The 26,970-nt window shown below is 44.1% G+C and carries 15 protein-coding genes; 4 read left to right on the top strand and 11 right to left on the bottom strand.

The features are described 5' to 3' along the window. Positions 1-426: 426 nt before the first annotated feature. The 11 genes from N7E81_RS18730 to N7E81_RS18780 form a co-directional block, all read right to left on the bottom strand. Positions 427-1,308, bottom strand: coding sequence for a sialate O-acetylesterase (locus N7E81_RS18730; protein WP_263051134.1), 882 nt, complete (start codon positions 1,306-1,308; stop codon positions 427-429). 146 nt (positions 1,309-1,454) lie between these two features. Next, the gene (locus tag N7E81_RS18735; protein ID WP_263051135.1) at positions 1,455-2,636 is read right to left on the bottom strand and encodes a DUF4861 domain-containing protein; all 1,182 of its coding nucleotides are present in this window, start codon (positions 2,634-2,636) and stop codon (positions 1,455-1,457) included. 35 nt (positions 2,637-2,671) lie between these two features. Then, positions 2,672-3,355, bottom strand: a complete 684-nt coding sequence (locus N7E81_RS18740) for a hypothetical protein (protein ID WP_263051136.1) — start codon at positions 3,353-3,355, stop codon at positions 2,672-2,674. A 24-nt stretch (positions 3,356-3,379) separates the two neighbouring features. After that, positions 3,380-4,531 (bottom strand): lactonase family protein, encoded by a 1,152-nt coding sequence (locus tag N7E81_RS18745; protein WP_263051137.1) that lies wholly within the window; start codon positions 4,529-4,531, stop codon positions 3,380-3,382. A 20-nt stretch (positions 4,532-4,551) separates the two neighbouring features. After that, the gene (locus tag N7E81_RS18750) at positions 4,552-5,274 is read right to left on the bottom strand and encodes a hypothetical protein (protein ID WP_263051138.1); all 723 of its coding nucleotides are present in this window, start codon (positions 5,272-5,274) and stop codon (positions 4,552-4,554) included. A gap of 30 nt (positions 5,275-5,304) precedes the next feature. After that, positions 5,305-6,417, bottom strand: coding sequence for a glycoside hydrolase family 88/105 protein (locus N7E81_RS18755; RefSeq protein WP_263051139.1), 1,113 nt, complete (start codon positions 6,415-6,417; stop codon positions 5,305-5,307). 18 nt (positions 6,418-6,435) lie between these two features. Beyond that, positions 6,436-6,753 carry a cupin domain-containing protein gene (locus tag N7E81_RS18760; RefSeq protein ID WP_263051140.1) on the bottom strand — a complete coding sequence of 106 codons (318 nt, stop codon included), beginning with the start codon at positions 6,751-6,753 and terminating at the stop codon, positions 6,436-6,438. 29 nt (positions 6,754-6,782) lie between these two features. Continuing rightward, entirely contained in the window at positions 6,783-8,156 is a 1,374-nt protein-coding gene (locus N7E81_RS18765; RefSeq protein WP_263051141.1) for a DUF4861 domain-containing protein, read from the bottom strand. A gap of 4 nt (positions 8,157-8,160) precedes the next feature. Beyond that, positions 8,161-9,771 (bottom strand): right-handed parallel beta-helix repeat-containing protein, encoded by a 1,611-nt coding sequence (locus N7E81_RS18770; RefSeq protein ID WP_263051142.1) that lies wholly within the window; start codon positions 9,769-9,771, stop codon positions 8,161-8,163. Between the two features lie 408 nt (positions 9,772-10,179). Next, positions 10,180-11,748: a sulfatase gene (locus N7E81_RS18775; protein WP_263051143.1), complete on the bottom strand. Its 1,569-nt coding sequence runs from the start codon at positions 11,746-11,748 to the stop codon at positions 10,180-10,182. A gap of 41 nt (positions 11,749-11,789) precedes the next feature. Next, positions 11,790-12,932: a glycoside hydrolase family protein gene (locus N7E81_RS18780; protein ID WP_263051144.1), complete on the bottom strand. Its 1,143-nt coding sequence runs from the start codon at positions 12,930-12,932 to the stop codon at positions 11,790-11,792. A gap of 817 nt (positions 12,933-13,749) precedes the next feature. Between N7E81_RS18780 and N7E81_RS18785 the strand changes: the two genes are divergently transcribed. From N7E81_RS18785 to N7E81_RS18800, 4 genes are all read left to right on the top strand, one after another. Next, positions 13,750-16,443 (top strand): CBM96 family carbohydrate-binding protein, encoded by a 2,694-nt coding sequence (locus tag N7E81_RS18785; RefSeq protein ID WP_263051145.1) that lies wholly within the window; start codon positions 13,750-13,752, stop codon positions 16,441-16,443. A 322-nt stretch (positions 16,444-16,765) separates the two neighbouring features. After that, complete coding sequence (locus N7E81_RS18790) at positions 16,766-20,878, top strand: CBM96 family carbohydrate-binding protein (RefSeq protein WP_263051146.1); 4,113 nt, start codon at positions 16,766-16,768, stop codon at positions 20,876-20,878. Between the two features lie 177 nt (positions 20,879-21,055). Then, positions 21,056-23,530: a sulfatase-like hydrolase/transferase gene (locus N7E81_RS18795; RefSeq protein ID WP_263051147.1), complete on the top strand. Its 2,475-nt coding sequence runs from the start codon at positions 21,056-21,058 to the stop codon at positions 23,528-23,530. 214 nt (positions 23,531-23,744) lie between these two features. Beyond that, positions 23,745-26,936 carry a CBM96 family carbohydrate-binding protein gene (locus tag N7E81_RS18800; protein WP_263051148.1) on the top strand — a complete coding sequence of 1,064 codons (3,192 nt, stop codon included), beginning with the start codon at positions 23,745-23,747 and terminating at the stop codon, positions 26,934-26,936. Positions 26,937-26,970: the final 34 nt, after the last annotated feature.

Genomic DNA, 26,970 nt, shown 5'->3' on the forward strand with positions numbered 1-26,970 from the left:
CACCACTGGTCTTTTAAGGGAATTGCATATGACGTGACCAAGGCCATATCTGAAGGATAGGATGCAACACGAGCATCACAACATTTTATTTGATAGCAAGCTAGAAAAGATGTTGAGCGGAAAATACTTCGTTTTTAACCCTCAATTCGTCAATATTACCTATCTCCGACAAAGCGATTTACAACTATGACACTTCTGTAGAAGTGTGCTAAAACACTTACTTTTTGAAAAGAAAATACAAGGGCTGATCAAGAAAAAAGAAAACATCTAACCGTAATAAAAAGGCAAAAAACAGAGCACTTCAGAAGCTGTGCTCTACTCTATTTTTACAAAATCATATAGGCTAAAAACACTTTACTCACTCACCAAGACAACACCACATGGTGCTTAGGTGTGTCAAGGAGGTTTAAATTCTCTATCTCCTTCCTACTTTGTAACCTTGGTCACCTCAAGATATTGCTTGGCCAGTCTTCTGCCCAGTTCCCGTTGAGATTCGGAATCCATATGAGTGCCGTCGCCCTTGTGAGTGAGTCCTTCGGAATTGGCTACGGATATATTGGCATCTCGATCAGCTACGCTATTGATTTGAAGATTCAGAGCATCCCATCTGGCCTGCTTGTCTTCTGGCTCAGTGTAGCGTCCCAGTTCACCTATAACTACTGGCAGTTCATCGTTACCCACTGTCTCCCTGAATATGGCAATCAATGAATCCAATTGTTGAGCATACATAGGAATTCGTTCTGCCTTGGCATTGCTCTCTCCTTGATGCCAAAGGATACCTTTGATCGTTCCGTAATTTTTTGCAAAAGCGACTTTGCTTTTGAAATTACTAAGCAATGCTACGCCACGGTGATTCTGGTTGGACAACCATTTGTTGATACTACTCCCTCCTACTGCACAAGGAATCATCGCAATAGATACTCCCTCTGGCAAAGAATCGAGCAGGGATTGGCCAAAAGCCATCCCACAGTCTAGCCCAGTCATTTTAGGCTCATAAAAGTGTAAGGGTTCTTTGGCATAGACCCAATTCATGGATGCGTCTATCGTCAATATTCTTTTGTTTGGGATCGTGTCTTGAGGCTCTACAAACCCCCTCCCTGCCATATTGGATTGGCCAGCCATGAAAAATATAAACAGACTGTCAGAACTAGGCATTTGCTCACAATACTCCACCTGTTTAGGGAAATTGATGCGCCAGCCTTGATCCGCTTTTTCAGTACGCTTCCCATTGACTCCTGGTTCTGTAGCTGAAGTCAGCCCCATTAAGAAACATAGGAGAAGTATTGAATTTTTATACTTTTTTATCATGACCATTTTTTGTACTGTGTGTGGTATTCATTTGGGATGAAGTTGGTCTCACACTATGGCGTGAGACTCAACCTTCCCTGTTCTTGTTTAACCTGAGTGATTCAGAATAACCACTATTGGAGTCTTTCTACTGACTCCTGTTTTTTTTAGTCTACAGCTACCGTCAGCGGATTAGCCAACTGCTGTGCATATTGGCTTAAGTAGTCATACCATTGCTCCACACTGTCGAAATGATTGCTCTTTTCCCAGAAAAAACCAGTGTAGTAAATGGCTTTTCCGTCATTCACAGACAAATGTGCATAGACATTGCTTAGATCTTTGACGTCTGTCACCACCTTTTCATAACCCAAGAAAGTGCCTGGGCTAGCCACTATGGCTGTAGCCAACCGACTGTTTCTACCATGAGGCTGCCAGTAAGTAATCCACCCTCCCAAAGAGTCTACTTTCACTTCTCCATCGTTTTGATGCAGGGTAAGACCAGCGCTGATCACATCGCTACCAGCTACGCTCACCTCTACTCTACTGAGATGACTCCCTTTATCTAACGAAATCAACTTAGACGTCTTTACGTTTTTACCCTCGGCAATCTCCCATGGAGCATAGTCCAACACAAATGAGGTAGACATTGGGCCAGTGGCTAATGTTTCATATGCCGTAAAGTTTTTTGAAGTCTTATACTCGTCACCATTTTTGATGGCAATGCCTCCACAGCCACGACTCGCTCCTACATGGAAGTTGTCCAACCCCTCTCCCGTATCTCGGTGATAGCTTCCTGTCTTTTCTGTGTATTTTTTATACCATTTATTGATCACAGGGTACTCTACCCTTTTAAGCCAACAATCCATCCCACTGGTCAAGGTTCCGCCTTTCACACTGTCTTCTACCATCTGCTGTGCAGTAGGCCCGTAGGTACGAAAAGCTACCTTATCGTTTTCCCAAGCATAATCATCTGTGCGCTCAGGCACAAATCTAGAATAGCATTCATTTTCACTGGTAGGAAGCGTATCATCTTCATTTAATTTTAGGAGAGTATAAACAGCCTTTGCATTTGCGGGTACGCTGGGCTGGAAAAGCACTCGATCGGCGATACCATCCTTGTTGTCATCCACATATTGGATCAGCTCCAATACTCCCTTATCGTTGGCAATGCCAAAATCGGTCAAGACTTGACCGTCATGTAGACCTACAGATTCCGCAGATATCGAAACTACTTCACCCGATCTGGCAAAAGACTGGTTATTCGAAACCGTAATTTTCTTGTCTGAATCATGCTCACCACATCCTACCAAATGGACGGTGGCTAGCATTACTAGCAAATACTTTTTCATTCGTAATATATTTTTTAAAACGTGTATTATAATAATCATCTAGACTCTCCAACTATGACCATGTCTTTGATCAAACAGCCCGCCTTAAAACCTGCGGTACCTCTGAGTCTAAGCGCGATATGACCAGCTGCCAAAGGAGTTTTGTCCTCAGTTTCAAAAATGAGTTCGTTATCAATTTTCAACCACAGCTTTCCCTTCTTCTTTCCTATTTCTATGTCATAGTAGACACCTGCTATCATCTTGTTTTCACTTGCTGCGATAAGTGCACCCGTAGAATTAGGGGACTTCTGAACAAAGGGCGTATTATTATGAGGAGCATTTTTGAAAGCGAAGAAATAGTTTTCTGTCTCCTCTGTGATCAGGTTTATTCCACCATCGTAGTCGTTAGGGATCGTGAGGGCCGAAGCATCTCCCGGATCTGACACAGCTAGTAAGGTAACCATCACGGTGGCGGGCGTGAGTGCCATCGTCTTGTATCGCAGGATTACGTCATTGCCATATATATTAGGACTGACGAGTAATATGCCTTTGGTCTCATCTGCTTCTTGGAGCGACGTCTGATTGCCCCATGTAGCTATGGCTCCTTGACCCCACAGTGCCCAAGTGTTCAGTTCTGTTGGACTGATGCTGTACTCCTTGGCCTGACCATAGAGCTGACCTGTACTTATACAAAGTAACATTACGATCGCAGATACCTTTCTCTTACTTCTCTGTTTCATATTCAAAGACATTAATGTCTATTGTTAATTTTGGTAAGTAATCATTTTCAAACTAGAAGGAGAATTAACCTGAATTTCTGTAGCTGTTTGGGTCAACAGCCCTGTATTGGTATCTCTTTTAAAGACCACTAGGTTTCCTGAATTTTGATTGGCTGATATCAAAAACTGACCTGAGGGATCTATCACAAAGCTTCTAGGGTGTTTTCCTCCCACAGGCTGAGTAGTCAGCAGAGAGAGTGTGCCGTTGGTTTGATCTATCTTGAAAATAGAAATATTATTTAGCTCTGCTCGGTTAGACGCATAGAGAAACAGCCCATCTGGCGAAATATGAATATCTGCGGACGCATAATCGTCTGCTGGACTGAGCTGTGTCAGATCTGAGTCGATCTCCTTCCATTGGCCATTGGCATACCGAAACGTGCTTACCGTTCCGCTCAATTCTTCTACACAATAGGCAAACCGCCCATCAGGACTAAAGGTAAAATGCCTTGGGCCACTACCAGGCTTGTTGGCTACTGTGAAGTGATCGGCGGCTTGCAAGCTACCATCTGCCGCAAAGGAGAATGCACGAATCTGGTCTGTGCCCAAATCGGGTGCAAAAAGGTACTGATTAGTAGGGTCGAATCCAGCGGAATGTAGATGAGACCCCTCTTGCCTACCTGACACTATGCTCTTGCCACTGAAAGTCATTCTTTGGGTATAGGGAGGTAGGCTACCGTCCGTATTTGGTCGAAAAATCGTGAGGCTGGTTTCACTATAATTGGAACTGACGACGTATTTATTGTCGCGATCCACAGTCACATGAACTGGGTTTCTTGCGTCTGTGGTTTGTTTGTTGATATACTTGAGCTTTCCACTCCGTGTATCTATGCTAAAAGCAGAAATAGAACCGCTGGTTTTTAGCTTGGTATCGGTACAGGCGTATAGGTATTGGCCATTAGGGGCTATGGTGATAAAGGACGGGTTGACCAACCCTCCTTCTCTATGTACTTCGGTCAACTCACCAGTAGCCGAATCGAATTGATAAACATAAATACCATCTGCAGCTACACCTCCAGTATATGACCCCACCATCAGATAGGTAGTGGGCTGGCAAAGTCCATGACTCATCATCCCTACTAAAAGCACGAGGCCGATCGACAGCCATGATTTGACACTGATAAATTTTGTGGTCATATGTCTAAAACTGATATTTTCTATTGAAAGAATCCTTGTTTCTGTTTCACCACTTTAGGTGCCCATATTTTTATATTGTCAAACTGCCCCGTATCATCAAAAGAGCCTACACCTATGCGTCCAGCTGCAAAATGTTGATCTTGAGCCTCCATGACAGGGTGCTGCATATTATCAAAATATATTTGGATGATCCCTTCTTTCACCTTTCGTACGATTCTGACTTTGTGCCAAGAGTTGGTATCAGCCCAATCTACGCCAGCAGTGGTTTTAGATGCAATTTTAATTCTTGGTTCATCATTAACCAAAAAGATGTTATTCGCATGATCATCGGCAATACTTGCCAAATGTACATAGTAGAAATTGGTGGCATTTTGGAACCCAAAAAACAGGCACAGATCCCTGTGCCCGTATTCTTTTCCTGTCTGATTGAGGTCTATGTCCATTACAAAGTCCTCCACGATTATCTCTTTTAGAATGGTAATATTAAATGGAGACCTGACCGCTCCTCGGTAGTTGCTTTTTCCGAAAAGGGCCATCGTCTGACCCGTTGCTCCGCTGCCCATTTTCCAGGCAGAAGCATCAGTAGCCTCAAAATCACTCATGGACTGTGGCGATTCGAAATCCTGAGAATATACCAGACGATAATCGTCTGGTATATCTGACTGAGCAAATAGCGGCAACGAACCTATCATCACCATCAGGTACATCACCCAATATTTCGTTTTACTAAAAGTCATATTCATTCAAAACAGGTCGTTAGAATTTTGTATGCCTTACTTACCTCCGTAAAGTTTAAAAACCTCTGACCCTGCACTTAAAAATGCACCAGCACCGTATACTTCGGTCTTGTCTGGAGACGCATTGCCTGGTGCTGCACCAATCGGCTGTACGTATCCGAGCATGCCCTCTTCATTCACATAGCTCACCATGGCATTCCATCCTTTTTCTACTGCAGGACCGTAAGTAGCCTTGTCTAGAACTCCGTTGTTGATACCCCAGGCAAAACCATAGATATAAAATGAAGACCCACTAGTCTCTGGCGTAGGATAAAACTCCTGGCCTAATAGACTCATAGCCCAATGCCCTTGTGGTGTCTGAAGCTCAAGGAGTCTCTCTGCCATTGTTTTGTATAATTTCAAAAAGTACTTGTACTCCTTGCTCTCTGGATCGAGTTCGTTCATGATATTGACCAAACCGGCAAATACCCAGCCATTGCCACGGCTCCAGAAAACCTTCGTTCCGTTGTCTTCCTGAGTCATGTATCTTTGATCTCTATAGTATAGACTTTCCTTTTTATCGAACAAGAAATCTGTAGTTGCTTTAAACTCCTTCATCATAAAATCTAGGTATTTTTCATCCCCTGTGATGTTGTAGAGTTGTGCCCAAACGGGTGGAGACATGAACAAGGCATCACACCAGTTCCATCTGCTCTGGTGAAATGGGCTTTTCCAATCCATTGAAGTAGTGGCTTGGTGATAAAGCATAAAATCAAACTGTTTAGTGGTAGGCTTGATCATCTCTTCATCTCCGTACTTGCGATACAGATTTACATACATTTGACCTACGGTATGGTCATCAGCATGATACATACGCTTGTAAAGCTCCCAATCTTTTTCTTTACCGATATTCTTCATCCAATTGTAATACCGATCATCGTCAGCCATCTCTGCCCACTTTACCAAGCCCACATAGAATGCACCATTGGTCCAGTCTAATGGGTGGTGTGCTCGTTCTCGTCCGCTATAGGTATCCTTAAAATGGATGATCTGCCAATCAGCTACCTTTTGCATCACTTCTTTTACTTCTGCGGGTTTGATATCCTGTGCTTGGACACTACCTACATGAGCCAATATGGCTGCTATCATTAATAATCTTAATATTTTCATGTTTACTAATTTTATACTTTATAAAAAATCTTCACGAATAGGGTTAAATACATCGATCAATGTGCCGGCCGATTTGCACACCACACCATGTACTGCGTGGGGAGGAGCAAAAAAGCAATCTCCCTGCTGTAACAGTTCTGTATTGCCGTCTACTGTTACCTCAAAGGCACCGCTGGCGATATAGGTAGACTGGCTATGTACATGGCTATGAGGCTCGCCGACCCCACCTTCTTCAAACTTGACCAATACCATCATCAGGTCGTCATTATATCCGGTGATCTTGCGACTGATACCTGGGCCAACTTCTTCCCACTCTTGTTCAGAGCTTTTAATCAATGCGTCTGTTGTGTATTTCATATTTATAATTATTTCATTTTTTCCTGAACTTGATCAAACCTGACTTGAAGCGGACTATTGTACTCCAATTTGGTTTTTTCCATGTATTTCATAAAATCCTTTTTGTTGTTGTATACCACTCCTTCGCTCCATGCCGAAGCCAGTAGCAATTCAAAAGAATTGTCTATTGATTTATTGATTCTGAAAGCATGGTTGCCTTTATAATCTTCGACAAATTGATACTCGGGCTGATATTCTTCTCGCACGATCAACCCAGTGCCTACAAAATCAACTTTATACTCTTTTCTGTCATCGATATTTTCAGGGTCTTTGATAATCTCAGGGCCGCCAGAGACTACCATTCCGTCTTTTTGTTCAAAAAGTTCTTCTTCTTTTTTCTTGCGAAAACCGTAGCCCATTTTGACATCTGTGGCATGAGGCAATAATGTGGTGTACACAATCTTGGAGGTGCAATAACTCTGCTTGGCATACACAGTATAATATTGTTCATATTCGTAAAATCCGTTTCCAGTATCCCAATTAAAAGCTTTGATCTTAATAATCGAACGAATGGGGCCATTGGCTACTACTTCATAGGCGTATCGGGTATCGCTGACCTGACCTGCATTCCAATAAGACTTGGGCACAGCGGCGAGCTTAGTAGGTGTATAGCGAGGCATAGACACGGAATCTGGCTGGTCAGGAAACTCAAACAAACAGTTGGCACCGCCTCCGAAGGAATTGGCCACACTTTGAATGTCAGACCCCCAGTCATGATTATGCGCTGATACGGCATAGCCGTCTAGGTTTTCCATATACAGCTGATTCGACATCAGTACAGGTTTTCTTTTAGCATAGACATCTATACTATTGGCAAACCATATCTTCCAGCCAATATTCTCGCTTTCCCAGAATGGCATTTGATGTCTACAATAGCTCCCAATATTGGCATGGGTATAGTGTTTGTTCCACCCTCTGATATTTTCTCCTAGATAGATGAAAATACGTTTTTCAGAATTGGCAGGAATATCTACCTGAAAAAACAACTCATCCCAAATCCCATCTTTGTCCAAATCGTCCATCTGATGGTAAATGGCGTGTCCGTTGGTTTCGGCTCGCAACTGGTGTCCTCCTTGCAAGCGTAGTAGTTCTTCAGATGGCCCTTCGAAGGGCGGCAAGTCTGGGTCTACTACGGTCACCCACATTTCATGCAAATCGATCATCGGAAACTGCTCCCGTGTAATAGTCACAGGGCAGTTTTCGCGATCAAAATTTAGACTATTGGAGATAGTAAATTCAATTCTAGCTTTTGGTTTAAAATTACCCTGGGTATACCACGACTCACTCTCTTGGGCATATAACTGTCCAAAACTCAACAATAAAAGGATAATATATTTAATCATATTCTTATGGGTTCATTGGCACTTGATCAGGCCACATGATCTTAATTACCTCCGTTGCCTTTGAGACTTGGATATCCTTGCGATTGCTCACTTCCCTGATCTGATTTACTTTTGATTTCATCGCATTTGTTTCTTTCTTCTTGGCTGTGGTTCCGATCTGAGGTTTATCTCTGAATGAATTGCCCATTAGTACATTTCCTGATATTTCATTGCCAGTGGTTTCGCCTAGTTTCATAAACTGCTCGGCTCCTTCATTGTAGAAGATATTGTCTTTGATCACGGTTTTGTCTGGCCATATTTCACCCCATTCCTTGTACCACATCATCACGTCGTTGAGCTCTGAAGTGGTCACGAATAGATTGCTTGAGATTTCTGTATTGGTGATATTTCCAGAAAAACGAATCATGTGGTGTTTTTCATCTTGAAAAATATTGTTTCGCACGATGGTGCCGTCGTTGAAGGAGTTGGTCACTTGCCCCCATGAGCAAACCAGCAAACCGCCCCAGTCGTTGTGATGGCTGTAGTTGTATTGGATGATCGTGTTTTTGCACAGGTAGTCGCTATCAAACCCACTTGCATCTACGTCGCCCTCGTTGTAGACGGTGTAGCAGGCCTCGTTGAACTGCCATAGGGCATCGTCGCAATTGTAAGGGTAGGATGCATTGCCGGTGGTTTTGGTGCTATTTCGGATAAACAGGTTGTTTTGTACCACGGGCGCAGCCACCACGCGTGTGACCAATCCATTACCACCAATTTCTTCAAATTTGCACTTTTCGATCAATAGGTTCAGACTTGGGTACCAATTGTTCAATTTATTGTTTGCGCTCATTTCACCAAATTTCGAATCGAAATCTCGGTTTCTCCAATACGATTGGTTTAGAAACCCTCCTCTGTCTACATTGTAGATATGACAGTCTACCATGTAGATGCCGTCGAAGTTGGTCGGTACTCTTTTGTCTGGGTCTTCGTCGGCGATCACGCTAAAGAAGACGCCACCATTTTCTCGTGTTTTCAAGGAGCCGTTTACGTCGGCGATTCTCACGTTTTCAAACTTGAATCCATGCAGCGTACCGATGTCTTTGGCCAAAACGAAGATCCCTGCCTTTTTTATAGGCTTTGCTGGATCTCCCTTTTCGAAGTTTCTGATTTCGATGTCTCTAATTTCAAAATATTCTTGATTGTAAAGGATGAGGCCGGCAGACATAGTATCAGTTTCCTCTTTCTTGCCTTCGCCGTCGATACTCGGCCGTGCGCCTTCGCCATATGCTCCTATCACGATGGGGGCTTTTTCAGTGCCGCTTCCTTGTGGTTTTAGCGTACCCGACCACTTGTGGCCTCGCTTGAAAAGCACCTGATCCCCTGCTTGGAGTTTCAATTCATTGATTTTTGATAAACTACGAAATGCTTGGCTCTGCTCATCCCCTCTGTTGCTATCGTCGCCAGCGGTGGCGTCGACATAATAGGTGATGGCTTCCTTTTGATCGGCGTCCGAAAACTCCACAGGTGACGACAAACTCATCAACATAAAAACAGAGGGTACAGCTAACCATACTTTGAAATTGAAACACAGGCTTACCCAGCGGCTCATGTGTACTCTTCTATTTTTTACATTCATCTCGTTCGTTTTATTTTGTTAACAATTTTCGTCATTTCACGACAGCTGCAAGCCTCAGGCAGGTTGCATTCTCACATGATACATGTTGCATTCTGCGATAATAAGTAACCCATTCGCATGGTAGATGTTACAAACGCCTGCTTATCGTCTGTATTCCCTGATTGATAATTATCGAAAAGCAGTCCATGTATCTGGAAATTAATTCCTAAGAGATTCGAAGACTATTGACAAGAGTCGTATCGAATAGGCGGCTTAAATAGCAGGTTTTATTTTTTGTCAATATGAAGATCGTATGTCCAATTGCGAGGTGTAGGCTTCCTGTACGCATCATAAAGTTTCAACATTTCCGTACCCATCAAAAAGAGGGCACCATACAAATGCGTACTCGTCTCATCGATCGAATTATGATTATCTCAGCCAGTCAGGCGTCGAGTCGTCGGTCTCCCAATCCTGCACTCTTCGATCGAGCGCATCGGGCTTCCATTCGGTATCTCCTGCAGGTAGCGCGTCGTTTGTCGGTAGCCATTTTTTATGCTCGGCGATCACCTCCGCATACTGCGGGTCTGAGGCCAGGTTGACATGCTCTTTAGGGTCTGTTTGGTGATTGTACAGCTCCTCAGATCCATCTCGGTATCGGATGTATCGCCAGTCATCGCTCCTCACAGCATGGTTTTTATACCTCCAGGTAGTCAAGACGGGTCGGCCTCTCTTGGCCTCTACGTCCTGTAGTATGGGTACTAGACTTTCGCCTTGCAAACTCGGCACTGGCGGCGTGTCACACAGCTCTACAAGCGTAGGATACAGATCCAGCAGACTCACGGCTTGTTTATTCTTCAGTCCGGCGTTGTCGATCCCGGGCACTTTGAAAAACAGCGGCACTCTGGTGGCTTCTTCCCACAGGTCTTGCTTTCTCCAAGTTTTTTTCTCTCCCAAGTGCTGACCATGATCCGACCACAGCACCACGATGGTATTGTCTGCGTATTTGCTATTGTCTAAGGCTTCTATCACTTTGCCCACCTGATCGTCAACAAAAGAGACACAAGCCAAATAACCATAAATCAATTCCTTCCAATAGGTATCGCTTAGATTGACCACGGCAAAATGATCTCCAGTCTTGATCGTACCATAAGCCATGGCTTTGCCCAAGTTGGGGATATCCGACATCTCATCCTCTGGCACCTCTGGTATTTCGATATCATCGAGATTGTACAGGTCAAAATATTTCTTTGGCGCTGTATAAGGCACGTGAGGTCTCACAAATCCGACTGCCATAAAAAATGGCTTTTCATGGTCCTCCTCTAGCTGATCCACTGCCCATTCGGCGATGAGTTCGTCAAACATCTTTCCGCCAGGGATGTCTTCTGGCTCTAGAGCCCCATAGCACAGCGAGTGACCATTTCTGAATCCTTCTCCATAGTGATTGATGATCTGGCTTCCTTCTTTGGGAAAGGGGTAAAAATGCGATCCGCCATAGCCATCCCCTCGCTCTTTCAGGTTTTCTGGCACTTGGTAGCGCGGTGCGGTCTCGTCCCAAAACAAGTCCGTCTTGTCTCTATAGTCGCTCACACCACTGTGAAAGATCTTGCCTGCGGCTAGGGTTTTGTACCCGTTGTCCTTGAAGTATTGCGGGAGCATGGTATGATCGGTCATCACCTGATCATACGTTTTGCGCATGGCAGCAGTAGATCCGTACCAGCCAGAAGAAGAAGGGTGTATGCCGCTCAAGAGCGAATTGCGAGAAGCTGTACACACCGCCTGAGAAGCGTGTGCATTGGTAAACAATAGCCCCGACTCGAATAGCTTATCCATATGGGGTGTAATGGCCTGTGAGTTTCCTCCCATGCTGCCTTCCCAATCATTGAGATCGTCTACAGAGATAAATAAGACATTCTTCTTGGGAGATTGATTTTGCCCTATACAAACTTCGCTGGCAAATGGCCAACACAATATCAATAGCGCTAGTACCGTATTTTTCATCTTGATTTTTTTAAAAAATTTGATTCTCTGACCCATGGCCTTTAGTCCTTGTATGTCATTCGTACCATACCGATGGCATCTTCTCCACGGCCGCTGTAAAACAGGTAGAGCGATCCGTCCTTATCTTCAAACACATAGGGATCACGAAGCTGGTTGACGTCTTCTGGCGCGGAGCTCGTTTTCGAACGAACCAGTTCCAAATCTCCGCCTTCCCAGCCAGGACTCGGCTTTAATACTTCTACAGGTGGGTAGGTAGCATCCCAATTAAGCCAATCGCCTACGCTCAAGTCTATGGTGGACATCATTACTCTTTCCTGCATTTCTCCACGCCTCGTGTAAAAAACATGCAACTCGTCCCCTACTACTCTCACGGCAGTATGGCGGATTCTTAATTCTTTGAATGACTTGCCTTCTATGTCTTCAATGTCTTTCTGAAATGGATTTTCAGGATGCTTGTTCCACAGGTTATTCGTATAGTCGAATCCTTCGGGTGCCGTCCATGGATCGGCTGCGTCTAAGGCTTGATAAGGGTTAGCTCCATTATCAAGTGCATATAACTGGTCTTTGTATGAGAATACTCTAAAATAAGAGGGTCCTAAAAACACAGGCTGTATGCCGTTATAAAATTCCAACCCATCAGTAGACGTGGATACATAAGTGAGCTGCTTTCTCACTCTTACCCCATTGACATAAGTGGATGCTCCGCTATGAAAATACATGATGATCCGCTTATTGTCATGATCTACATGGACATCTGGCGAGGCCAAATGATTGTTGGGGATCACCACACCATTGGCTAGGTTTATCACTGTATCACCCAGATCCAACACACCGCGATCTCCCATAGGTACTTCGTCTCCGATTTGGTACAAATGCCACGGGCCATCAATCTTTTCTGCCCAAGCCATTCGAATATAATCCCCTGCATGATGTGCAAAGTACATGTAATACTGTGCTTTAGCATGGATTCTGTTTTTCTTTTTAACCCACTTCGGTATTCGTATCACACTTGGGCCATTTATATTTTCCCCCTGACTGGCTACACCTGCCTCAGCAAACATAGCTTGGGTAATAGCTGGCTTACTTTCCCCCTCTCTTATGATTTCATACTTGCTTTGGGCTTGGGTTTGTCCCCAACTGACTCCCACTAAAAGCACTGATAATATCCCAATTTGTAATTTCATCCTCATATGATTTGATCATACTCTTAAACCATAGCCAATCCTTCAAAACAGAAAGAAAGTTCTGCATTGGTCATCGAACATTTATTTTATGGGTACAATATCTCTATTTCTCGTGCAATGAAAACCATAGGCAAGTTGCAAGCTCACCTGCAACAGGTTGCATATTCAAATAAGGAGTTACAGATACACCATATAAATGTTACAATTTCAAATTGAAAAAGAGTAATCGTCTAAAACAAACACAATTGGAAAACGAGTAACAAAACCTAAAGACAGAGTAAATGCATCCTCTAAATATTAAAGCATATCACTGATGGACAAATCAAAAAGTTCCCAAAATATAATATCTAGTATTTAAAAAAATCTGAGTACATGTAAAACTCATAAGGACAATTCATTTCGATACTCATCAAGCATTTACAAATGCTGATATGACCCCAAAATCATTTCGCATAAAACAACTCACAATCAAAACATAATCGCCAAACCCGTAACATTCATCGGGGCACATTGATACATGCTACAACTCATTGTATCAACAGCGTGGTATAAATACAACATACACCTGCATCTAGTTGAGCCATTCCCCATTAACATGCTACTATGGAAACCAACCCTAATCGACACCCTTCCATTAGAGCTATTCTCAACAGTACCAGACACTTACAAGTGCTAGGAGAATCAGCTTTTCTAGCTACACCCTATACAGACAAGGCTCCTCTATGCTTTTTCTCTACCCAACAAATGATATCGAACAGGTGCTTTACCCACAAAGACATTGATATTTTAATAATTACTAACTCTAAATCATTTTACAATGAAAACAATTACTACTACGATGGTGGCGCTCATTGCGTCACTCACTTTTGCACTGGCCCAATCTGGCTCTCCCTATGAGATCGTCAGGTTAAACAACAGTCAACCGATTATCACACAGCAAATGTTTACAGATGTGGGAGCTACAGTTGAGGGGGAAAATATAAACGGCCCATCCCTCATCCGTATACCTAGCTGGATTGCTCCAGCCAATCGCGCGCACACTACGGCACAGTACTACTTATATTTCGCACATCATTCGGACGACTATATACGTATGGCTTGGGCCGCCAATATCGAAGGTCCTTGGCACCTTTATCAAACAGGTACAGGTGTAGCCATTGGCGACAGAGGTGTGCTAGACCACGGGGGTAGCTATATCTACTTAGACAATGACATCTCTATCGAAGACAATCACTTGGCCTCGCCAGATGTCCATGTAGATGACGTGAACCAACAAATCATCATGTATTTCCATACTGGATCTTCCACTTTCGTAGATGGTGTAGAAGTAAACAAGCAACTAACCTATGTCTCTACTTCGCCTTATGGGTTGGAGTTTTATGACAACATAGAACCTGTATTTCTTGGCAGCTCTTATTTCAGAGTGTTTGAGTACGATGGCGAAATATATGCCTTAGACAATGGTGCTAAAATATACAGAGCGCTAGATGCATCCGATCCATGGGCACCGCCTGTAGGGTTTGATTTTACTGATGGACTTTGGGACATAAGCCCCAACCATCCTTTTCAAGAAGACATTCTAAACATTGATGGGTTGTCGTCTAGTGTGCTACGTGTCAGGCATACGGGCGTCAGGGTAGTGGGTGACGAACTACAGATATTTTATTCGCGTAGAGGAGAAGAAGGCGAAAGAATACAAATGTCTACGATCGACATGAGTGCTGATGATTGGGAAGACTGGGATTCTTCGTACCCTCCGATCGAACTCATGGCAGCTAACCCTGGCTGGGAAGGCGGTCAGTATGAGTTGCTCAACTCTGAAACCTCCAACGCACCAGAAAATGTGAATCAAATGCGAGATCCTGATGTATTTGAAGATACAGATGGCAAATTATACCTCGTATATACAGGCCAAGGTGAAGATGCCCTCGGCATCGCTCGACTATACGAAGCTCCTACACCTAATCTAACGCTGACTCCGATTATGGATGCACATGTGAAAGGTGGCTCCTCTAGCAATGTGAACTATGGAACAGCTGTAGAATTAGAAGTCAAACAAAATAATGATGAAGATTTCTTTAGAAAAATCTACATGAAGTTTGATTTGAGCAGTGTAACTGCTGTAGAGCATGCTGTGGTAAGGCTATATACCAACTCTACAGCCTCTCGACCCGTCACGGTCTACGAAACCGACAACACCTGGACAGAATCTGGAGTCACATGGAGCAATGCTCCTGCTATCGGAGAAGCTATCACTACTACTCAGATAGGAAGCAGCAATCAGTACTACGAATGGAACATATCTGAGTATGCTCAAAGCAAGGTGGGCGATAGCGTAAGTCTGGTATTCTATATGGAGTCTATAAACAATTCTACTATGAAATTCAGTAGCAGTGAAGGAGCCAATACTCCACAACTGGAATTGGTAACAGTAGCAGCTTCAGTACCCGATGCACCTACTGGCCTTAGTGCCTTTGTGATTGGATCCGACGAAATCGAATTGAGCTGGACTGACAATTCATTCAATGAAAATGGCTATAAACTAGAAAGAAAAGTAGGTGCGGGTGCTTATACTCAAATAGCAGACCTAGGAAGCAATACCACCTCCTACAATGACAATAGCCTGTCCAGCGCTACTGCATATACCTACAGAGTACGTGCATATAATGCTACTGGCAATTCTAGCTATTCGAATGTAATCTCGGCAACTACTTTGAGTACTACTACGACCTATACTTATAACCCAGACGACGATGCATACATCAGAGGCGGATCTAGTGCGGGTATAAACTATGGATCGGATGCAGAATTGGTTATCAAGCAAGGAAGCAACGCAAGCTTTTTCCGCAAGAGTTTACTCAAGTTTGATTTGAGCAGTGAATCTTTAAGTAGCGTCACACAGGCCACCTTAAGAATATATGCCACCAGTGCGCAATCCATAGATATCGCAGCCTATGAACTTGGCGACAGCTGGTCAGAATCTTCCGTAACTTGGAATAGCGCACCGTCTGACGGCACAAGTATTGATACCGTTACCCTTTCTGTTGATGATGTGTACTACGAGCTAGATGTAACGGATTATGTAGTGGCACAATTGGCTGGAGACGAAGTGATTTCATTTGGACTATGGGACTTGAATGCAGACAACAAAACAGTGGAGTTCAACAGTAAAGAAGCAGGGAGCAATATTCCCGAGCTGGTCATTGAAACAAGTGCTGGGTCAAGAACAGCTTCTGGTTCTACAGCTGCGCTGAACGATCCAAACACGCTCGCCATCAGCATCTACCCTAACCCTTTGAATCAAGGGGTACTATCTATAGACCTACCACATACTGATGGGATGGTTGACATTGTTATTAGTGATTTGCAAGGCAAAAAAATCTATCACAATCAAGTAGAAAATCAAGGTTCTATTAAAATAGATACGAATACCTGGTTGACCAAAGGATTGTATGTGATTGCCATTAAAATCGAAGGCGTTACCACACAATCTAAGTTGATTGTCCGCTAAAAAGACTTGATGTTGGTTTAATTAGATGTGTACGGAGAACAACACGTTCTCCGTACACTCATTCGCCAAAATAGTAACATCCATCGGGGCATATTGATACATGATACAACTCATTGTATCGACAGCGTGGTATAAATACAACACTGACCCACTTTCTATTGAAGGATCCCATGCTAACATACAAGTATGTAAATGGGCATCTTTTCATACGGCTACTAATCGAACTTCCATCTAGCAAATTCGAGCAGAACAATATGAAATAGGTGCACGACAAACCGAGCCTTGATACTACAATAATTACAAACGCTAAAAACGAATGAAGATGAAGAAAATTTCTACCATGATCATGGTGCTCTTAGCATCGGCCAGCATGACACTGGCGCAAACGACCTCTCCCTATGAGGTCATCCGATTAAATAACAACCAACCGATCATTACACAGCAGATGTTTACTGATCTGGGCGCGGAAACTGAGGGAGAAAACATCAATGGCCCATCTATTATACGTGTACCTGACTGGATAGACCCAGCCAATCGCGCGCACCCTACCGCCAATTACTATGTATACTTTGCCCATCACTCCGACGACTATGTGCGTATGGCATGGGCTGCCAATATAGAGGGCCCTTATCACTTGTACCAGACAGGTGCAGGCGTGCCCGTGGGTGATAGAGGCGTGCTCGACCATGGAGGCAAATTCATCGATCTAGACAACGGCATCTCTATCGAAGACAATCACTTGGCCTCACCAGATGTACATGTGGATAACGTAAACCAACGTATCATCATGTATTTCCACACGGGCTCTTCCACTTTTGTAAATGGTATAGAGCTAAACGATCAGGTAACCTATGTCTCTTACTCTCCTTATGGACTAGAGTTTTATGACAATATACAGCCCGTATTTCTTGGGAGTTCTTACTTCAGAGTATTCGAATACGACGGTGAAATGTATGCCCTAGACAATGGCGCTAAGTTTTACCAAGCACTGGATCCAGCCGATCCTTGGACTGCTCCTGATGGGTGGGATTATACCAATAGCCTTTGGGATATCAGAACCGATCACCCTTTCCAAGACGACATTCTAAATATTGATGGGTTATCATCTGCTGATCTACGAGTAAGACACACAGGTGTGAGAGTAGTAGGCGACGAACTACAAGTATTCTATACCCGACGAGGCGAGATCAACGAAAGAGTACAAATGTCGACTGTAGACATGAGTGCAGGTGATTGGACCACATGGGACACTTCTTATCCTCCTATCGAAATCATGGCATCGAATCCAGGATGGGAAGGCGGAGAGCACGAAAAGCTCAACTCTGAAACTTCTGATGCACCAGAGGATGTAAACCAACTGCGTGATCCAGATGTATTTGAAGACACAGATGGCAAAGTATATATGGTCTATGCTGGTGAGGGAGAAAATGCCCTAGGTATCGTTCGACTATACGAAACACCTACCCCTAATCAGACACTGACCGCTACGATGGATGCGCATGTGAGAGCTGGAACTAATGCCGACGCCATGTATGGAACGGAAGCAGAAATGGAAGTCAAAAATACGCCAAGTGTTACGAGTAATATCAGACAGGTATTCATAAAGTTTGACTTGAGCAGTGTAGATGCCGTAGAGCATGCTGCAGTCAAATTATACACCAATTCTACAAAATCACTACCTGTCACTGCCTATGCCACTGACAACAGCTGGGACGAAAGTACTATCACTTGGAATACGGCACCAGCAGTAGGCGAAGCCATCACGACTACCCAAGTAGGTGAAGCCAATGCCTACTATTCATGGAACATTTCAGAATATGCAAAAAGTAAAGTAGGCGGTGAGATCAGCCTTGTGATTTATCTCCCTGCTGAAGATGGTATTACACTAAAACTGAGCAGTAAAGAGGGTGCTAATGCACCACAGTTGGAATTAGTAACTACTACCGCGGCTGTACCTGCAGACCCAAGTGGATTGAGCGCCTATGCTACTTCTGATGAGGCCATTCAGCTGAGCTGGACAGACAATGCCAACAACGAAACTGGCTATAAAGTAGAAAGAAAAGAAGGTGCAGGTTCGTTTGCAGAGATTGCAGATCTAGGGGCCAATGTATCTCACTACCTCGACGCTGGTCTACCTAGCGAAACGGCTTATACCTACAGAGTAATTGCTTACAATGCAACTGGCAACTCTAGTTATTCAAGCGCAGTAGCTGCTAGCACCTTGAAAACTGTGGTGAGTTTGACTTACGCACCTTCTGACGACGCCTTTGTCAAAGGAGGTGCAAGTGCAGATACAAACTTTGGCACAGATGCAGAGATAGAAATCAAGCTGGGAGAAAATCCAGATTTTTTCCGAAAAGGTCTAGTCAAATTTGATTTGACAGAAGAGGATTTAGGCAATAATATTGAAAAGGCCACTTTAAGGCTATATGCACTCAATTCTGCATCATTGGATCTTTCTTTTTATGGTCTTGAAGATAACTGGGACGAGACTACCGTCACTTGGAACAACGTACCCACAGAAGGTGATCTCATCAACGTAATATCACTCGCTGGCAGGTTTGTATACTACGAAGTAGACGTGACCGATTATGTCATGGATCAATTAGGCATAGACAGTTTAATTTCTATTGGATTTGGGGATCTAGCGGCCACCAACGTTACTATGGGATTGAACGCTAAAGAAGCAGGAACGAACATGCCTGAATTGGTACTTATCGCTGGTGACCCATTAGTCCCCGCAGACCCTACCACACTCAGTGCACATGTAGCATCAGATACTGAGATACAGTTGAGTTGGGCAGACAATACCAACAACGAATTAGGTTACAAAATAGAGAGAAAAGAAGGAAGTGGCTCTTTTGTAGAATTAGCTGATTTAGACCCTAATACAACTCAGTATGCAGATCTATCGCTGACCAGCAGTACTGAATATACCTATAGAGTGGTCGCTTACAACAATACGGGCAACTCTAGTTACACTAGCGAAGTAAGTGCCACTACACTCACCTCTGGTGCCTCAGTACCTGCAGATCCTACTGTACTAGCTGCAGCAGTAGTAAGCGCTACTGAAATAACATTGACATGGACAGACAATGCCATTGATGAAGACGGTTACAAAGTAGAAAGAAAAGAAGGGGAAGGAGACTTTACCGTAATCACTACTCTGGCGGCTGATGTGGTGTCATTCGACGACACAGGACTGAGTAGCGAAACCGAATACACCTACCGGGTAGTTGCCTTCAATACTACTGGCGACTCTAACTACTCGAATGAAAGTGCTGCAACCACTTTGGAGCCAGTACCTGCAACACCTACAGTACTCAGTGCACCTGTGGTCATAGACAATGAAGTAGAGCTAACCTGGACAGACAATGCCAACAACGAAACGGGCTATAAAATAGAAAGAAAAGAAGGGGGAGGAGCATTTGCTGAAATAGTAGATCTAGGCCCCGATGCTTCTGAATACACTGATGCTGGTTTGACTAGTGAAACGGCTTATACCTACCGGGTGATCGCCTACAATGGCACAGGAAACTCTAACTACTCCAATGAAGTAACTGCGACTACACTAGCCGCCATTGTTAGAGTTACTTTAAACCCTGATGCGGACACCTTTATCAAAGGTGGCACCAATTCAGCTTTAAACTTTGGCACTGATGCTGTTCTTGAACTGAAACAAGGAGGTAATACAGATTTTTTCCGCAAGATCATGATCAAATTTGACCTGAGCGATGCCACCTATAGCGATGTAGCATCAGCTACGCTTAGGATATATGCCTCCAAAGCAGGTCCGATGACCATGACTGCTTATGAACTGGACGACAACTGGGCAGAATCTACAGTAACCTGGGACACTGCTCCTTCTGACGGAAATTTCATCACCAATACTGCCGTAGAGGCTGAGGAGGTCTACTACGAACTAGATGTAACAGACTATGTGGCGGCACAATTGGCTGGTGACGGTGTAGTTTCAATTGGCCTTTGGGATCTAGCTGCTGGCAACGAAACCATAGAATTCAACAGTAAAGAAGCTAAAAGCAATCTGCCTGAGCTATTGATCGTGCCTCTAGAAGGTGAAGGTGAAGGCGAAGGTGAAGGTGAAGGCGAAGGTGAAGGTGAAGGCGAAGGTGAAGGTGAAGGCGAAGGTGAAGGTGAAGGCGAAGTCACTGCTATCGGAGACCCAAACCAACAAGCCATTTCCATCTACCCTAATCCATTGACTCATGGTATACTATCGATTGATTTGCCTCAAGCAAAAGGCATGGTAGATATCGCAATTACCGATTTGCAAGGCAAAATGATTTATCAAAACCAATTGCAAAATCAAGGTACAATCCAACTAAATACAAGTGCTTGGTTGACTAAGGGATTGTATATCATTTCAATTAAGACAGATAAAGCTACCTCACAATCAAAATTGATCGTGCGGTAAAGAATAATCGGTGTTGGTTTAAATAGATGTGTGTGGAGAACGTGCAGTTTTCCACACACTCATTTCCAAACATCAAAATTTATAACAAAACCTAAACCTACAAGACGCTCAAAACCGACAAACCATCTATTCTCACTAAAGACATAAAACAGAAGTAGTATTAAAAAAAATTACGCAATGAAAACAATCATTCAAACAAGCATTTTGTTGTGCCTGCTTACACTGGTCTCTAGACACAGTATGGCTGACGACCCTCTACCCAACATCATAGTGATCATTACCGATCAGCACACAGGAAAAATCATGACACAGCGAGGGTACAATCATATTACGACTCCTGGCATCGACAAACTGGCCGCCGAAGGTACGCTCTTTACGAAAAGCTACGTCACGTATCCTGTTTGTACTTTTTCACGAAAATCCATGATTACAGGACTCATGCCTCACAAGCTCGATGATGTTACCGTAGCTACATCCGTTGGTAAAACCATGAAAGATGCAGGCTACGACACTGGATACTTCGGCAAATGGCACGTGGGCACCACCAAATTAGATGAAATCGAAGCGTGGCATGGATTTGATTCGTACTACGAAAACTACTACGATAGTACCATATACAAGGAGAGTAAAGCATTCTTGGACCAGACACGTACCAAGCCGTTTTTTATGGTCACCTCCTACAACAACCCCCACGATGCCTGCGAACTCGCTCGAAACATCTCTGGCGGAGACGACAAATATCATGACGGTGAAGTAGATGAAGCTATGGATGTAGCCTTATGTCCTCCACTCCCATTCAATTATGAAATCCCGCTCAATGAAGCCGAGGGACACTACTCTAGACGAAACCAAGACCCAGGAGACCCACATTACAGCTCACACCCAACCAAAACATGGACAGATACAGAGTGGAGGCAATTTTTGTATGGGTATGACCGCCTACTCGAAAAAGTAGACGCACGCATAGAAGACTTGATCGATGACCTAGACGAAAAAAACTTGCTAGAAAACACCGTTATCATCTACACGTCTGACCATGGCGATGGGCGCGGCGCACATAAGTGGAATCAAAAAAAATCATTTTACGAAGAGTCTGTCAACGTCCCTTTCATTATTTCCTGGAAAGGAAAAACCAAAGCAGGGGTAGTGGACAATTCTACACTGGTATCTAGTGGTTTAGATCTATACCCTACGATACTCCAATTTGCCGGAATCACCGAAGCACCAGCAGGCCTCCACGGAATAGACCTGTCTCCTGCTGCATTAGAAAACCCTACAGGTACTTTGACTCCAAGAGATTATGTAATCTCAGAGAATGTACAAAGAGTCTATACTGGACATACAGGAGGTCAGTTCAATGGCAGAATGGTAGTGACCAATGACTTCAAATACATGCTGTTCGACAAAGGGGTGAATAGAGAACAACTCTATGATCTCACGACCGATCCTGGGGAACTTGCTCCTGTCACAGATGATCCTGCTTACCAAACAGATATAGCAGACTTACGTCAAAAACTAAAGGATTGGGTCGCTGCTACTGGTGATGATTTCGAAGTAGACCAGATTGTAGCAGATCTTGAGTCCAGTGCAGAACTCGATGACATCAAGCTCAATGGGCAATCTGTCACCAGCTTTTCGCCTAGTCTCAAAAGCTACAGCATATTTATCAATCCAGTGGAAACCCTAACCGTAGAAGCTACTCCAGTAAACTCAGCCTCGTCCGTCACCATCACCCCTCCTTCGGATATCCATGGAGATGAGCAAGCACGTACAGCTACTGTAGTGGTAGAATCAGAAGACACCAACACGATAAATACTTATACGGTAGTGGTAGGCTTCACCGACGAATCTGCACTCACGCCTACCCAAGATGCCTATGTGCGAGGTGGAGAATCTGCCGATCTCAATTTTGGATCAGAGATAGATCTCGATGTCAAGCAAGGAGGAAACCCTGATTTTTACAGAAAGGCCTTCCTGACCTTTGATGTAAGTTCTTTTGAAGGCGCATCTAGTGCTACTTTGAAGCTGTATACGACTACTTCTAAAGCCGCACCCGTCACACTCTACGAAGCCGACAACAATTGGAGCGAATCCACCATCACTTGGAACAATGCACCTGCACTAGGTACAGAAATTTCCACTTTACAGATCGGCAACGTAAAGCAGTACTACGAATGGGATGTGACTTCATTTGTGCATGAAAACGCAGGTGGATTGGTCAGCTTTGGGCTTTACGATCCATCGGCCGACAACTCACACATCACCTTCACCAGTAAAGACGCCCTTGGCAACCACCCACAACTAGTGGTAGTACCAGGAGAAGCTACAAATGAAGATGAAGACGAGGAGAATGAAGACGATGAAGACGACAAGAATGAGGTTGTCCTCAGCACAGAGCCTAGTACACAGCAAATTAGCATCTACCCCAATCCATTGAACAATGGCATATTGTACGTGGATTTGCCAAGTAACGACGGTGCTAAAGTGCATATCTCCATTACAGACATGCAAGGTAAAGAGATCTACCAAAATCAAATACAAAACAAAAATTCGATCCAAATAGATACGAATTCATGGTTGACCAAAGGATTGTACGTCATCGCAGTAAGAACCGATCATGCGACAACTATATCTAAACTAATAGTACGCTAATATAATTGGCCTATAGACAATTGGCCATCTACAGGTGGAGAACAAGTTGTTCTCCACCTTTCATTCTCTACTCAAGAAAGAAGCTATAATTCGAGCAAAATGATGCGCCTTTTTTTCAATATCAGTCAGGATAGAAACTCCATATCTAGTCTCGACTATTCAGTCTTATTCACACAACAACTTAAAACAAACTACTATACTAAACTTCTACAAAATGTTACAAAACAAATTATTAATCATTTTGCTATTCCTGGTGGCCAGACTAGGCTTAGCACAAGACCCCCCACCTAACATCATCGTCATCATTACGGATCAGCACACGGGCAAGATCATGACACAACGGGGGTACAATCATATTTCGACTCCCGGCATAGATAAGTTGGTCGCCGAAGGCACACTATTTACAAAAAGTTATGCCACTTATCCTGTTTGTACGTTTTCACGAAAATCTATGATCACAGGAGTGATGCCTCACAAGCTCGATGATGTTACCGTAGCTACATCCGTTGGTAAAACCATGAAAGATAACGGCTACGACACTGGATACTTCGGCAAATGGCACGTGGGCACCACCGACATGGACGACATCGAAGCGTGGCATGGCTTTGAGTCCTATTATGAAAATTACTATGACAGTACGATATATAAACGGAGTACAGACTTCATAAATGAGGCGCGCACCAAGCCATTCTTTATGATCACTTCTTACAACAATCCCCACGATGCCTGCGAGCTTGCTCGTAATATCTCTGGTGGCAATGACAGCTACCATGATGGCACAGTAGAAGAGGCCATGGATACTGCGTCTTGCCCACAGCTCCCATTCAATCATGCAATACCCCTCCATGAAGCCGAAGGACACTATGGTAGACGAAATCAAGATCCAGGAGACCCTTACTACGATACCCACCCTACTAAAAACTGGACGGAAGTAGAATGGAGACAATTTTTATACGGATATGATCGACTACTCGAAAAAGTAGACAAGCGCATAGAAGACTTGATTGATGAGCTAGACAGCAAAGGTATGCTAGAGAATACCATCATCATCTATACTTCTGATCACGGAGATGGACGCGCCGCCCACAAGTGGAACCAAAAGAAAGCCTTTTACGAAGAATCTATCAACATCCCTTTCATCGTATCATGGAAAGGCAAGACCAAGGCAGGGGTAATCAATGACACTACACTCGTATCAAGTGGCTTAGATCTATTTCCTACTATACTTCAGCTGGCTGGGATCAGCACTCCCTCCTCTCTCCATGGTATAGACATAAGCGCCGCAGCATTGGTTAATCCTACAAGCACATTGACCTCGCGCGACTATGTAGTTTCCGAAATAGAACAAAGAGTCCACACAGGTCATACTCCGGGTAAGTTTACAGGCAGAATGGTTGTAACCACCGACTACAAATACATCCTCTTCGACAAAGGTGTAAACAGAGAGCAACTCTATGACCTCACCACCGACCCAGGGGAGCTGTCTCCTGTCACAGATGACCCAACCTATCACACACAATTATTAGACTTACGCCAAAAACTAAAGGACTGGGTCTCTACTACTGGTGATTCGTTCGACGTAGATCAGATAGTGGGAGATTTTGAAACCAACGCAAAACTCAATGACATCAGAGTAAATGGACAATCGATCGCCAGCTTCTCTCCTGATGTAGTCAACTATGGCCTACTGATCAACAGCGCTGGCGGCGTGACTCTAGAAGCCACCGCAGTCAATTCTGCCTCAACAGTCACCATTACACCTCCAACAGACCTCATGGGTAATGAACTGGCTCGAACAGCCGAAATTGTCGTCGTATCAGAAGACACCAATACCAGTCTGACCTACGAGATCATCTTCGAAGTATCCTCCCAAGTCACCCTCACCCCCACTAGAGATACCTATGTGAGAGGAGGTATCTATGCCGATACCAATTATGGATTAGATACTGACTTGCAAGTCAAACAAGGAGCAAATCCAGATTTCTATAGAAAAACGTTCTTAAAATTTGACGTCAACAATTTTGCGAGCATTGAAAGTGCGCACGTGAGGCTATATACGACCTCTGCCAAGGCAGGCCCCGTAACCATCTACGAAATGGGGAGCAGCTGGGGGGAAACCATCGTGACATGGAACAGTGCTCCTACACTCGGCACAGCCATTACCACCACAGCCATAGGATCTACTCAGCAGTACTATGAATGGGATGTCACCTCATACATTCAATCAAACGCAGGTGGACTGGTCAGCTTTGGGCTTTACGATCCATCGGCCGATAATTCCAGCATCATTTTCAGTAGCCAAGAAGGAAGCAATCCCCCCGAACTAGTCATTATGCTTACCTCTGCTCCAGCTGTTCCATCATCGCTCTCTGCTGCGGCGCTTTCAGCCAGTGAAATTGACTTGAGTTGGACAGACCATGCCGACAATGAAACTGGCTACAAAGTAGAGCGAAAATCAGGGGCAGGTGCCTTTACCGAAATCGCAAGTCTCGGTGCCAATGTATCTACCTACAGCGATACAAGCCTAGCAGGTGCTACTGCCTACACTTACCGTGTGGTGGCCTATAATGCTTCTGGTTATTCTAATTACTCTACCGAAGCCTCGGCGACTACTTCGGGTGCTACCAGTAACCATACTTACCATCCAGACGAAGACAGCTATGTCAGAGGTGGGGCTAGTGCTTCGCTAAATTTTGGGTCAGATACCGAGCTGGTCATCAAGCAAGGGAGCAATTCAGATTTTTATAGAAAAAGCTTAATCAAATTTGATTTGAGTAGTGAAAGTTTGGGCAGTGTAAATGAGGCTACGCTTAGAGTATTTGCCTCCAGTGCACAACCCTGCGACATCACCGCCTATGCGCTAAGTGATGGCTGGTCCGAATCGACCGTCACTTGGAACAATGCGCCCTCAAATGGGACCAGCATCAGTGCCGTATCAGTGTCGGCAAACAATGTGTACTACGAATGGGATGTCACCTCCTATGTAGCCGCCCAGTTAGCTGGTGATGGTGTCATTTCATTTGGGCTATGGGATCTGACTGCAGATAGCAAATCTGTAACCATCAATAGCAAGGAAGCTGGAAGCAATATACCAGAGCTAGTCATAGAAACAAGTGCAGGAGCTCGCATGGCACACGGCACGATAGAGGTAGATCCCAGTCCTCTAGTCAATATTTATCCCAATCCATTGATGGATGGTATACTGTACGTGGACTTGCCTAGTCATGACGGGACTAAAGTACATATCTCTATTACCGATATACAGGGCAAAATGATCTATCAAAACCAAGTGCAAAACAAAAATTCGATCCAAATAGATACGAATTCATGGTTGACCAAAGGGTTGTTTGTGATCGCAGTAAGAACCGATCATGCAACAACGATATCCAAGTTAATAGTGCACTAAATCATTAGCCTATAGATAATTGGCCATCTACAGG

The organism is Reichenbachiella carrageenanivorans (genome assembly GCF_025639805.1).
Lineage (GTDB): Bacteria > Bacteroidota > Bacteroidia > Cytophagales > Cyclobacteriaceae > Reichenbachiella > Reichenbachiella carrageenanivorans.